Origin of the sequence: Bacillus sp. CH140a_4T (genome assembly GCF_008923725.1) — a bacterium.
GTDB lineage: Bacteria > Bacillota > Bacilli > Bacillales > Bacillaceae_G > Bacillus_A.
Genome location: NZ_WBPF01000016.1, coordinates 518,063 through 530,519 on the forward strand (window position 1 = coordinate 518,063; position 12,457 = coordinate 530,519).

Sequence of the window (12,457 nt, forward strand, 5' to 3'; positions counted from 1 at the left end):
ACATATAAGTAGGTGAAGGCAATGTTTCGTTATTTTAAGTTTAAGCTAAATGATACAGTACAGTTTGCAGAAAACGATGGGCATATGTATCGCATTGTCGGTTATCGGTTAGAAAAAGGATTTTATCCAAAAGATGAATGGACTCATATTATTTATGAATTGCTGAGAGATTTTGATGGATATACGATGGATGCGGAAGAGGAAGAACTTGTAAAGGTCATTCAAGTAGAGGATGAGTATTACAAAATACAAGAAGTATCGGGCTATCGTTATCCAGTAAAAATGAAGCAAAAACAACAAGTGATGAAAGTAGAAAAAATTGATGACTTATTAGATACGTATAATGATTATAAAAGATTGGCGGATTTCTTTAAAGATTTATCGTATGAGCAAAAAGCGGAAGAAGTATTGCAGGAAATGAAACGGCGTAGAGCATGAGGGGGGCAGTCTACTATAAGACTGTCCTCTATTTTTGACGGTGCATCAAATTGTGTTTTCCGTTACAATGAGAGAATCAATAGAAATAAGGTGATACAGTATGGAAACGAAGAAAAAGGGCGAATGGTGCGAAATTACTGTTCCAGCGAAATGGAATGGTATAAGCATCGAGTCATTATTAAAAATAGAATGGGAAATACCGAAAAAGTTGTTACATCAGCTTCGTATGGAAAAAGGTGTTACCGTTAACGGAGACCAGCGAAGATGGAATGAGCTTTTAAAAGAAGGCGATAAGTTACAAGTGCATATGTTTATAGAAGAAGAATACGATGTAGAGCCTGAATATGGTGAATTAGATGTAGTGTATGAAGATGATCACGTACTCATCGTGAATAAGCCTGAGAAGATGGATACGCATCCTGCTGAAAAAGGTGGGATGGGAACACTTGCAAACCTTGTTGCCTTTCATTTTCAAATGCAAGGTTTAGAGACGAAGGTTCGTCATATTCATCGGTTAGATAAAGATACGACAGGTGGTGTCGTGTTTGCTAAGCATAGAATTGCGGGTGCAATTATGGATCGTTTATTAATGGAACGAAAAATTAAAAGAACATACGCGGCGCTTGTGGAAGGAAAAGTGAAAAAGAAACAAGGAACAATTGACGCGGCGATTGGAAGAGATCGCCATCATGCGACGAGACGACGTGTTTCTCCAAATGGAGACCAAGCAATCACATTTTATAAAGTAGAGGAGTATTTTAAGAACCAAAATATTACGCTCGTAACGTTACAATTAGAAACGGGTAGAACTCATCAAATTCGTGTTCATATGAGCTACAATGGTAATCCATTAGTCGGGGATGTATTATATGGTGGACAAACGCAATATATGTCTGGGCAAGCATTGCATGCGATGAAAATAAACTTCTTACATCCAATTATGAAAGAAGAGATTGAAGTGGATGTACCATTTCCTACAAAATTAAATAATACAATGAAAGAATTTCAAAGAATGAATGCGTAAAATGTAAGTTTAAATTTGAGAAAAGTAGATTTTTGCAGGAATTTCTCTAAAAGAAGCGAAGCCGTTAAGAGAAAAGAGAGGTGAGAATCACTTGGTCAAATATAAATATATACTAGGAATATTTTTCGCTTGTCTTTTAGTTACTCTATGCCTCTATCCATATTTACCAAACCGTATGGCAGTACATTGGAATGAAAATGGTGGGCCGAACGAGTTTATGAGTAAACAAGTTGTTATAGCATTTATTCCTTGTCTTATTATTTTTTTGCATGGATTCGTGTATATTATTTCACATAATATATATAAGTTGAATGAAGGCGAGCATTTCATTATAAGTGGATTTCTAAAGACGATTACTTTATTTATGTTGTTTATCCATATGCTCATTCTCTTTATTAATTTTGGAAGTGTGATATCCTTTCAGACAGGATTAACAATTGGGATTAGTATGTTTCTCTTTATGCTTAGTAAAGGGTTTAAAGAAGTTAAGAGTAAGGAAAAAGACCCAATTCAATTACAAAAAATTCGTTTAGTGAGCAGGCGGATTTTTCAAGTAATGGCATGTAGTATATTGTTTTCCTTGTTTTTGAACTTGAAATGGGGATTTTATATGTTACTTACTGTAATAAGTTGTGGCTCTATTTTGTTTATGTTCTACATATTGTATTCATACATAATAGAAAGTTATGAAACCTAAAAAAAGAGTCTTCTCATTATGAGAAGACTCTTTTAATCTATTTACTTCGTAATAAATTGTTGTGTCCAGTAGTTGCCGCTTTCTACATAACCAACACCGATGTGAGTGAAGCCGTTATTTAAGATGTTTGCACGGTGTCCAGCGCTGTTCATCCAAGCTTGTACTACTTCTTCAGGTGTACGTTGGCCTTGAGCGATGTTTTCACCTGCAGACTTATAAGAAATACCAAATTTCTTCATCATGTCAAACGGAGACCCGTATGTAGGGCTGTTATGATCAAAGTAGTTGTTTTTTTGCATATCTTCAGACTTGATACGTGCTACTTTGCTTAATTCAGTATCGATTTGTAATGCTGGTAAGCCTTGTTTTGTACGCTCAGCGTTTGTTAATTCAACAACACGTTGTTCGAATTCGCTTAAAGATTTTGCTTCTTCAGCAGGCTTTTGCTCAGCAGGTTTTTGTTCAGCAGGTTTTTGAGTATTGTTGTTTTCAGCAGGCTTTTGAGTTTCTGGTTTTTGAACTTCTTCAGCAGGCTTTTGCTCAGCAGGTTTTTGTTCAACAGGCTTTTGAGTTTCTGGCTTAGCTGTTGGTTGCTCAGTTACAACATTTTCAGTTGGTTGTTGACCAGGAATGAAGCAGTTTGGTTGGAAATTTCCTTGTTGCCATTGTGCTAATGACTCAACTCCCATAGATTGTAAGAATGCTTGTAATTCTTGTTGGCTCATTTGCTTCATCATCACTTTTGAATGCTGAATATTTTGAACCTTTATGTTAGATGGTTGTACTGTTGCAGCTTGTGCATCTAAAGATGATACTCCTAGAGTAAGAGCTGTTGCAGCAGCTACAGATAATAAAACACGCTTTTTCATGATGTGTGTCCCCCTATATAAAGTTTTAATTTGTTTTCACACGATTTGTTTTGACAGCCTGTCCGACTGACAAATTCATCGTAGCATACAATTTGCAAGAAAAAAGATGGAAAAAAATTCATAGACTTAAAATTTACCTAATTTATCCTAAGAGGGGAAATGGGGGGAAATAAGAGAAACATAGAGTATAAAAGGAATTTTCAGCATTTTTATACTTGATTTTAAGAGGGTGTTTTTGGATAAATGTACCTATATTGAAAATGAAGAATCCTATTGTATCAATGGTTTGGGCATTTTTTTGAGGAATATACTGGATTGATTTTTACAAAACTGTAATGTTTCTGTTGTTCTTTTTTATAATAAAGTAACATATTTTTAATGTTGTAGCGGACAAAAAAGCGGCTATCTCTTTACGTAGACGAAGGAGATAGCCGTTTTCTTATTATTACGTATGTTACGAGTTATTACGAGTTGGTTTCAATTGCTTCTAATAATAGATCTACAATGTGAATTCCTCTCATTTTATGAGAAAGACCTTCTCGTTCAATCCCTAATTTCATTTGTAATAAACAACCTGGGTTTGCAGTAACAATGGTTGCTGCGTCTGTTTCATGCACACGGTCCATTTTGTAATCTAGAAATTCCATTGATAACTCTGAATGAACAATATTGTAAATACCAGCCGAACCACAGCAACGATCCGCGTCTTTCATCTCACGGTATGTGGCGCCTTGAATTGCTTCTAGTAGCATACGAGGTTCTGAAGATGTTCGCATAACATTGCGTAAATGACAAGAGTCTTGATACGTAATAATTTGCGGTGTGAGTCGTAAGTCCTTTCGTTTATGGAAATCTAGTTCTACTAGAATAGCGGTAATATCTTTAATTTTAGAAACGAACTGCTTTGCGCGTTCAGCCCACTGTGGATCGTCTTTTAAAAGATAATCGTAGTCTACAAGGTAAGCTCCGCAACCACCGGCATTCGTAATAATATAGTCGATGTTTAAATCTTCGAATGCTTTTATATTGCGTTTCGCTAGTTCCTTTGCTCCGCTTTTCTCACCAGCATGTCCATGTAATGCCCCGCAGCAACTTTGTGTTTTCGGAATAACGATATCACAACCAGCTAACTGAAGAAGTTTCATCGTTGCGTTATTTGTTTCTAAAAACATTGTATCCATTAAACAACCTGTGAAGAATGCAACTTGTTTCTTCTTTGTACTTTCAGCGGGTAAAAATTCAGGGCGATCTTTCATTGCTTTCATTTTAGGGACTTTTGGCAAAACAAGATCCATCGTTGCAAGTGTTTCAGGGAATAACTTCATAATCCCTGTTTTATGTGTTAGCGTTTGTAAACCAGAACGTTGGTAAAATCCGATTAATCCTGTTAATGTTCTCATTCGATTTTGATGCGGGAATAGTCCTTCAAACACGACTTTACGAACGGCTCTCACTGGCACCGAGAACTTTTTATTTTGATTTATAATATCACGAGCTTCTTCTAATAAATGTCCATAATTCACACCCGATGGACAAACAGGTTCACAAGCGCGGCAACCGAGGCAAACATTTAATGTATTTTCAACATCTTCATCTGGCTCAATTAAACCGTCAACGACTGCTTTCATTAATGCGATACGTCCTCGTGGTGAATGTGATTCTTTATATCCAGATTGAATGTAAGTAGGGCAAGTTGGCAAGCAGAAACCGCATCGCATACAGTTTAATAGTTCATCTTCACTTAATCGTTCTTTAAATTCCTTTTGAATGTTTTCTTTATTTAATGTTGTCATCGCTCAACCACCACTCTTTTACGAGTGTCTTTCGCGAACATTTTGCCTGGATTCATAATGTTATTTGGATCGAAGGCTTGTTTAATTCCTTGCATAGCAGCAATACCTTCTTTACCTAATTTCATTTCTAAATACGGAGCTTTCATCGCGCCAACACCATGTTCACCAGTAATCGTGCCGCCAAGTTCAATTGCTTTCGCAAATATTTCAGCAAAAGCTTGTTCAGCTCGGTGCATTTCTTCTTCATTACGAGCATCTGTCATACAAGTTGGATGTAGGTTACCATCACCAGCATGTCCAAACGTACAAATAGGAATATTATATTTTTTTGCAATGGCATTAATTGCTTCAACCATCGGAGCAATTTGTGAGCGTGGTACTGTTGCATCTTCCAGTATTGTTGTAGGTTTTAATCTTGCAAGTGCTGATAGTGCACTACGGCGAGCTGTCCGAAGCGCATCTGCTTCCGCTTCATCTTTTGCAACGCGAACATCGACTGCATTCATAGAGCGGCAAACGTGAGCCATTTTTTCAATATCTCGATCGACAACTTCGGGCGGGCCATCTTGTTCAATTAATAAAATTGCCTTTACGTCAGTTGGTAAACCAATTTGTGCAAACTCTTCTACAACTTCAATTGTCGGCTGGTCTAAAAACTCAAGTGTCGCTGGAATAATTTTATTTGCAATAATAGAAGAAACAGCACGTGCAGCTTCATTTATATCTTCATAGAGCGCAAGCATCGTTTTTTTCGTTTCAGGCATAGGAACGAGTTTTAATATTGCCTCTGTTACGACGCCCAGCGTTCCTTCAGAACCGATAAATAAACGAGTTAAATCGTAACCAGCTACATCTTTTGCTAATTTACCTCCAGTACGAATAATATCGCCATTTGGTAAGACAAGTTCAAGACCCATCACATAATCACGTGTAACGCCATATTTTAATCCGCGTAATCCACCTGAGTTTTCATTAATGTTACCGCCGATTGTAGAAATCTTCATCGAGCTTGGATCTGGTGGATAAAATAAACCTTTTTCTTCTACTGCTTTAATAATATCAAGTGTAATGACACCAGCTTGTACAGTAATTGTTAAATTCTCTTCATCAATTTCTAAAATATTATTCATATGGCGGAAGATAAGGACGATACCGCCTTCAAGTGGACATGTACCTGCACAAAGGTTTGTTCCAGAACCACGAACATATACAGGAATTTTGTGAGTGTTACATACTTTTAATACTTCAGCTACTTCATTTGTATTACGAGGAGCAATGACTGCAGCAGGCATTGCTTGGAAGTTTGGAGTGGCATCATAACTATACGTTAAACGCCCCATATTGGATGTATCTACATTATCTTCGCCAACAATGGATACGAATGAATGAATAATTTGCTTTTCTAACATTGGAAATCCCCCTCAAACTGTTAACGTATTTAGTCATAATAAAAAACGTTGTAACAGTGCTTTCATTATAATGATAAAAAAATTGGGGGATTCTTTCTATGTATAATCACCTAAAGATTAATCTGTTTTATCATTCTTTTTTGTATGATTGTCTAATAAGAGGAGCGAGAAGTATAAAATGTTTAAGTCTTTGAATTGTTTCGGATCAAGTCCTGTATGCTCCTCGATTTTTTTAAGCCTGTAATGCAATGTGTTAATGTGTATATGTAATTGCTCAGCTGTTTGTTTATAAGATTGGTTATAATCAATAAATAAACGTAAAGTGTGCATAAGTTCAGGCGATGATAATAAGTTTTCGATCGTGCGTCTTAGAAACTGTTCTCGCGTTTCAGCAGAAATATCTTGTAAGCACATTTCTAAACGTAAATCTTCATTAAATACAATTTCTTTCGTTTCAAGTGATACAGAAAGAGCTTGTAATGCTTGTTCGTACGATAAGTTCATATTGTTTGGCGTAACAGATTGTCCAATCCCAATATATAAAGGAATAGAAAATAAAGTTTCACAGTCTTGTTTTAATCGGTTTAAAAATTGATATGTTTGCTCTTTAGAGTGTGTGGCTGTAAATAAAATAAATCGATCATTTCCCCAACGAACAAATAAATGCTCCTTTGTTAATAGATTGCGTACGTGTTGCCAAACTTTACGCTGAAGCATCGTGTCATTTTGATCGATTGAGAACAAAATAAGTTGTTTCTTCTTATATAAATCAATACCAAGTGTTTTTGCGCGATCGAGAAAGCTTGGAGACCAGTCTGTATTTTGAAGCCAATCAAAGACAAATGCTTCATAAGAACGGTGTTCAAGTTCTAGTTGTTCTAAAAAGTAGTTTTCGTGAATGAGTAGTTCGGTCATTTTACGTAATATTTCTCCGTATTGCGAAATATTTTCAGGTTCGCCTGTAATTCCAATGACACCAATTACTTCGTCATGAAATAGTAAGGGGAGGTTCATACCCGCCTTTACGCCTTGCAAACGTCGTTCATCTTCTTTTGTAATAATGACAGTTTTCTTTTGCTTCGCACAACGGAGTGCACCTTCATGAAATTGACCGATTCTTTCTATATCTGTGCTTGCGATAATAACGCCTTGTATATTAATGATAATAATATTTTCTTTAATTAGTCTGCGTACTTCTCGTACAATTTTATTCGCTAAATCAGGAAAAAGCATAATTTGCACACCTCAAATTCTATTTGTTGTACATTATATATGTAAATGAAGTAAGAAAGGGAAATTTCACACTTTCCACACATTTATTTGTTATTTTACAATTATAACGAAATCATCCGAAGATGGAGGGAATCTTTTGAGAAAGTATGTTTTTCTTCTCTGTTTTTTATTTCTATTAGTAGGGTGTCAAGGAAGTTCATATACACCGATTGCTAAAGATAAAAGTGTTATTATAACAACGAATATAAAAGAAGGTAGTATTAGTTTTGTTGATAAACAAACTAAAAAGTTAATTACGACATGGGAACTTAATGAACCAATGGCAGGAATTGCACTGCTTCCAAACGGTGAGGACATACTTGTATATGGTAAGCAGCTAGAGTACATGTATGTATATTCACTAGCAGAAGGAAGGCAAGTGGAAAAATATAAAACGGGAAAAGGCATTGTAAATGTGGTCGTATCAGAAGATAAAAAGCAATTATTTGCTGCTGATCAAAAGGCTCAAAAGGTAAGGTTTTTTACGATAAAAGGGAAAGAGACAGGGAGTGTGTCAACCGGAAAAGGGCCAATAACGATGGTAGAGCACGATAACCAGTTATCAGTACTAAACTTTTATGATACGAAGTTAACGACAATTGATAAAAAGAAAAAAGAAGTGATCCAATCCTTTATGATTCCCCCAGCGTCAACGGGAGCGACAATCAGTCCGAATGGGAAAGAAATATGGATTGGCGGACATGGTGATGGAAATCAAGTGAATGAGAAAGTATTAGTGTATTCTTTACAGAGCGGGGAAATGGTACGTTCTTTACACGCTCCATTCATGCCTGTGAATATAACGAAGGATAAAAAGTATGTATATGCATTGAGTCACGGTTCGAATACACTTAGAAAGTTTGATGTTGGTACGTATAAAGAGGTTGCTTCTGTAGAAGTAGGATCGAACCCATTTGCATTTTTGAAGAGCGGAGCAGAAGGGTACGTAGCAAGCTACGATAGTGATGAAGTGTGCGTTATGGATATGAAGAATTTGAAAATAAAACAAACAATTAAAGTCGGAAAAGGGCCGTTTCAACTCATAGAGAGAGAAGGGAAGGACAATGAGTAAATATAGGGTGCTAGTTGTAGATGATGAAAGTGATATGAGACAGCTTGTTGGCATGTACTTAGATAATTTCGGGTACGAGTGGGGAGAAGCTGAAAATGGAAAAGAAGCTCTACAAAAATTAGAGACGAATCATTATGATTTCGTTGTACTAGATATTATGATGCCAGAGATGGATGGACTTTCAGTTTGTAAAGAAATTAGAAAAACATCAGATGTACCAATTATATTTTTAACAGCAAAAGGTGAAGAGTGGAATAGGGTGAACGGCTTACGTATGGGAGCAGATGATTATATTGTAAAGCCATTTAGCCCTGGAGAATTAATTGCTCGTATGGAAGCTGTGTTAAGACGTTATACAAAGCAAGAACAACAAGAGGAGGTTCAGTTTGGACCGATCCTGATTAATGAAAAAAGTAGGAAGATTGAGGCGGATGGTGAGCCGATTTCTCTTACAGTAAAAGAGTTTGATTTACTCTATTTTCTTTGCCAACATACGGGACAAGTATTTAGCCGAGAACAATTGTTGGAAAAGGTATGGGGATATGATTATGCCGGAAGTACAAGAACAGTAGATACGCACGTGAAAACGATGCGTTTGAAACTTGGAGAAAGTGGAAACTACATTCAAACTGTTTGGGGTGTAGGCTATAAATTTGAGGTGTAACGTATGTTTACGATGGTACAGAAGCTTTGGCTGACAGTAGTATGTGCAGTATTTGTAACAGTTTCTTTTCTTTATTTTGTATCTTTATACTCGTACGAAAAACTATACGTTGATAATTTAAAAGATTCATTAGTAACGGAGGGGAAGGGTCTTGCTGCGCAATATGATAAGCGTGAAGGCATATCAACTTTTGAAGAGAAAGTAAGAGCATTTGATCAAATATCTAGTTCAGACGTTCTTTTCGTATCGAACCCACGTGATTTAAGCGCATGTTTACCTTTTGATGTACATCATCATTCTCTTATAAGTGAAGGGGACAGGCAAGCATTATTAGATGGGAAAACTGTGACAAAGATAGGGTATGAGGAACATTTTGACCGTAATATTATGGGGGTTGTCATCCCTGTTTTAGAAAATAAAAAATTAGTTGGTATTGTATATTCTTATATTCCTTTAAAAAGTATAAAAGACTTAATATATGATATGGGCCTTATTTTGGCACCGTTAGCACTTGCTATAACGTTACTAACAATATGGATTGGTAGAAAGATTATTATTGCTATTACGAGACCACTTTCGCAAATGGAACGAGTTGCTAATCATTTAGCTACGGGAGATTTCTCAGAACGAATTACAATTTCTTCCGAAGATGAAATTGGAAGATTAGGAAAAGCATTTAATAAAATGGCAAATTCTTTAGAGACAGAAGACGTAAAGCGTAAGGAATTTTTAGCTAACGTTTCACATGAACTAAGAACACCGCTTAGTTATATAAAAGGATATAGCGAGGCTATTTTAGATGGTGTAGCGAAAGGACCACAGCAGGAAAAAGTAACACAGCTCATTCATAAAGAAGCAGATCGTATGCAGCGTCTCGTTCATGATTTGTTAGATTTAGCACAATTAGAAGGGGAACATTTTCCGTTAAAGAAACAACCTATCGTTTTTTCACAACTGATTGAAGATGTGTTAGATACGTATGAGATTAAATTTATAGAAAAGAAAATTCGCATTTCAACAAATTTAAATCCAGAAATTATTGTAATGATTGATGAGGATCGTATGCAGCAAGTACTTCATAACGTGTTAGATAATGCGATACGGTATACGAATCAAAATGGGGATATTATGATAACGCTTAGGCAGATAGATGAATACTGTGAATTGAACATAAAAGATACGGGAATCGGTATTGATACAGAGCATTTAGAAAATCTTGGCGAACGTTTTTACCGCGTTGATAAAGCGAGAAGTCGCCAACATGGTGGAACAGGTTTAGGTCTTGCTATTGTAAGACAAATTGTTCATATACATGATGGACAGTGGCGAATTGAAAGTGAAAAAGGAAATGGGACGACGGTTATTATTAAATTGAAAGTACAGGATGAGGGGAGCATGTTCTAATATTTAGGGCATGCTTTTTTGTATAGGAGACAATAGTTATACAGAAAGATATAAATTAATATGTAATAAATATCGGAATTTTGACGATTTTATGAACAAAACATTTGTACTTCTTACCAATTCGTTCTAAAATAGTTATGATGCAAAGTTCTTATAAATCGTTTCAATTGTTGTTTGGAAGATACTGAGGTGATTTAACTGGAGTACAAATCGATTAAACCGAAAAAAATTTACGAAGAAGTATCTGAAGCTATTTTAACAATGATTAAAAATGGTACGTTAAAACCTGGTGACAAACTACTTCCTGTACATCAATTAGCTGAGCAGTTTCAAGTTGGCAGATCTGCTGTTCGTGAAGCGTTAAGTGCGCTAAGAGCGATGGGCTTAATTGAGATGAAACAAGGAGAAGGTACATATGTGAAGAATTTCGATTCTTCTTCATTAACAAAATCATTAAACAATAGATTATTAATGAAGAAAGAAGATATTTTGAATTTATTAGAAGTACGAAAGGTGCTTGAAGTGGGGGCAGTTCGAGCAGCTGCGGCAAAACGTACGGAAGAGAATTTGAAAAATATGAAGCATTGGTTAGATGAAATGGCAAAGAGCATTGGAGATGAAAAAGCTGGTGAAAAAGCAGATTTTCAGTTCCATATGGGAATTGCGGAGTCTTCGCATAACAACATTTTGATTGAACTCATGAACCATGTTTCAGAGATGATTGCTGAAACAATTGGTGAATCAAGACGCATTATTTTATATGGTGAACAAACAACATCAGAACGACTTATAGAAGAGCATCAAGTTATATATGATGCAGTGTTAAAGCAAGATGTAGAATTAGCGCAGCAAGCGATGCTAGATCATTTAACAAATGTAGAACATATTGTCACAGGTAAAACGATATAAATTCGTAATTTAATCTTTTAAAAATCAAATTTTTTGATAAAATAGAGAGAGATTAAGTAAGCGTTTTCTTTAGAAGAGGGAGAGGATAGGCCATGGTTGAGCCTATTTCTTCTTTTCTTAGTCATCTGATGACCATATGTTTGTTGGTGGAGCTGTAAAAAGGGGGAGTAATAATTATGAAAGTTACTTTATTTGTTACTTGTTTAGTCGATATGTTTGAAACAAACGTCGGCAAAGCAACAGTTGAAGTGTTGGAGCGTTTAGGTTGTGAAATTGAATTTCCAGAAGCACAAGTTTGTTGTGGTCAGCCTGCTTATAATAGCGGCCATGTAGAAGCAGCAAAAGAAGCGATGAAACATATGATTGAAACTTTCGAAGATGCAGAATATATCGTTACGCCATCTGGTTCTTGTGCGACAATGTTTCATGAGTATCCGCATGTTTTTAAAGATGATCCGAAGTGGGCTAAACGTGCACAAAAAGTTGCTGATAAAACATATGAATTTACACAATTTATTGTAGATGTTTTAAAAGTGACAGATGTTGGTGCAAGTTTACCAGGGATCGCTACTATTCATAAATCTTGTCATATGACACGCCTGCTTGGAGTAAAAGAGGCACCAGGAATTTTATTATCAAACGTAAAAGGATTAACTGTGAGAGAACTGCCAAACGCACAAAATTGTTGTGGGTTTGGGGGAACATTTTCAGTGAAGATGACTCCAATTTCTGAGCAAATGGTAGATGAAAAGGTAGATAGTGCAATGGAAACAGGTGCGGATTATTTAATCGGTGCAGATTGTGGGTGTTTGTTAAACATTGGCGGACGTATTGAGCGTTTAGGAAAAGAAATAAAAGTAATGCATATTGCTGAGGTACTGAATAGTCGCTCATGAAGGGGGAACA

11 protein-coding genes and 1 pseudogene are annotated in these 12,457 nt (G+C 36.1%); 8 read left to right on the forward strand and 4 right to left on the reverse strand.

Annotation, left to right across the window (positions count from 1 at the left end):
* Positions 1-21 precede the first annotated feature (21 nt).
* The 3 genes from F8162_RS18175 to F8162_RS18185 all read left to right on the forward strand — a co-directional run bounded on the left by F8162_RS18175 (position 22) and on the right by F8162_RS18185 (position 2,159).
* Positions 22-438: a hypothetical protein gene (locus F8162_RS18175; RefSeq protein WP_000490295.1), complete on the forward strand. Its 417-nt coding sequence runs from the start codon at positions 22-24 to the stop codon at positions 436-438.
* A 100-nt stretch (positions 439-538) separates the two neighbouring features.
* Complete coding sequence (locus F8162_RS18180) at positions 539-1,462, forward strand: RluA family pseudouridine synthase (RefSeq protein WP_151631211.1); 924 nt, start codon at positions 539-541, stop codon at positions 1,460-1,462.
* 91 nt (positions 1,463-1,553) lie between these two features.
* Positions 1,554-2,159, forward strand: coding sequence for a DUF1648 domain-containing protein (locus F8162_RS18185; RefSeq protein ID WP_151631210.1), 606 nt, complete (start codon positions 1,554-1,556; stop codon positions 2,157-2,159).
* A 41-nt stretch (positions 2,160-2,200) separates the two neighbouring features.
* Here the strand turns inward: F8162_RS18185 and F8162_RS18190 are convergent, their stop codons facing one another.
* The 4 genes from F8162_RS18190 to F8162_RS18205 all read right to left on the reverse strand — a co-directional run bounded on the left by F8162_RS18190 (position 2,201) and on the right by F8162_RS18205 (position 7,463).
* The gene (locus F8162_RS18190) at positions 2,201-3,028 is read right to left on the reverse strand and encodes a CAP domain-containing protein (RefSeq protein ID WP_088083445.1); all 828 of its coding nucleotides are present in this window, start codon (positions 3,026-3,028) and stop codon (positions 2,201-2,203) included.
* Positions 3,029-3,492: 464 nt separating this feature from the next.
* Positions 3,493-4,821 (reverse strand): (Fe-S)-binding protein, encoded by a 1,329-nt coding sequence (locus F8162_RS18195; RefSeq protein ID WP_087957922.1) that lies wholly within the window; start codon positions 4,819-4,821, stop codon positions 3,493-3,495.
* Positions 4,818-6,230 (reverse strand): glycolate oxidase subunit GlcD, encoded by a 1,413-nt coding sequence (gene glcD / locus F8162_RS18200; RefSeq protein ID WP_151631209.1) that lies wholly within the window; start codon positions 6,228-6,230, stop codon positions 4,818-4,820. Before glcD ends, F8162_RS18195 begins: the two co-directional genes overlap by 4 nt.
* Before the next feature lie 117 nt (positions 6,231-6,347).
* Positions 6,348-7,463 (reverse strand): CdaR family transcriptional regulator, encoded by a 1,116-nt coding sequence (locus F8162_RS18205; RefSeq protein WP_151631208.1) that lies wholly within the window; start codon positions 7,461-7,463, stop codon positions 6,348-6,350.
* Between the two features lie 136 nt (positions 7,464-7,599).
* Between F8162_RS18205 and F8162_RS18210 the strand changes: the two genes are divergently transcribed.
* From F8162_RS18210 to F8162_RS18230, 5 genes and pseudogenes are all read left to right on the forward strand, one after another.
* On the forward strand, positions 7,600-8,574 hold the full coding sequence (locus F8162_RS18210) for a YncE family protein (RefSeq protein ID WP_151631207.1): 975 nt from the start codon (positions 7,600-7,602) through the stop codon (positions 8,572-8,574).
* A complete protein-coding gene (locus F8162_RS18215) occupies positions 8,567-9,238 on the forward strand; it encodes a response regulator transcription factor (RefSeq protein WP_000049882.1) in 672 nt (223 codons plus the stop codon). The genes F8162_RS18210 and F8162_RS18215 overlap by 8 nt, the downstream gene beginning before the upstream one ends.
* Positions 9,239-9,241: 3 nt before the next feature.
* On the forward strand, positions 9,242-10,642 hold the full coding sequence (locus tag F8162_RS18220; RefSeq protein WP_151631206.1) for a sensor histidine kinase: 1,401 nt from the start codon (positions 9,242-9,244) through the stop codon (positions 10,640-10,642).
* A gap of 261 nt (positions 10,643-10,903) precedes the next feature.
* A pseudogene (locus F8162_RS18225) lies at positions 10,904-11,559 on the forward strand (FadR/GntR family transcriptional regulator).
* A 168-nt stretch (positions 11,560-11,727) separates the two neighbouring features.
* Positions 11,728-12,447 carry a (Fe-S)-binding protein gene (locus tag F8162_RS18230; protein WP_120341896.1) on the forward strand — a complete coding sequence of 240 codons (720 nt, stop codon included), beginning with the start codon at positions 11,728-11,730 and terminating at the stop codon, positions 12,445-12,447.
* The last annotated feature ends 10 nt before the right edge of the window (positions 12,448-12,457 follow it).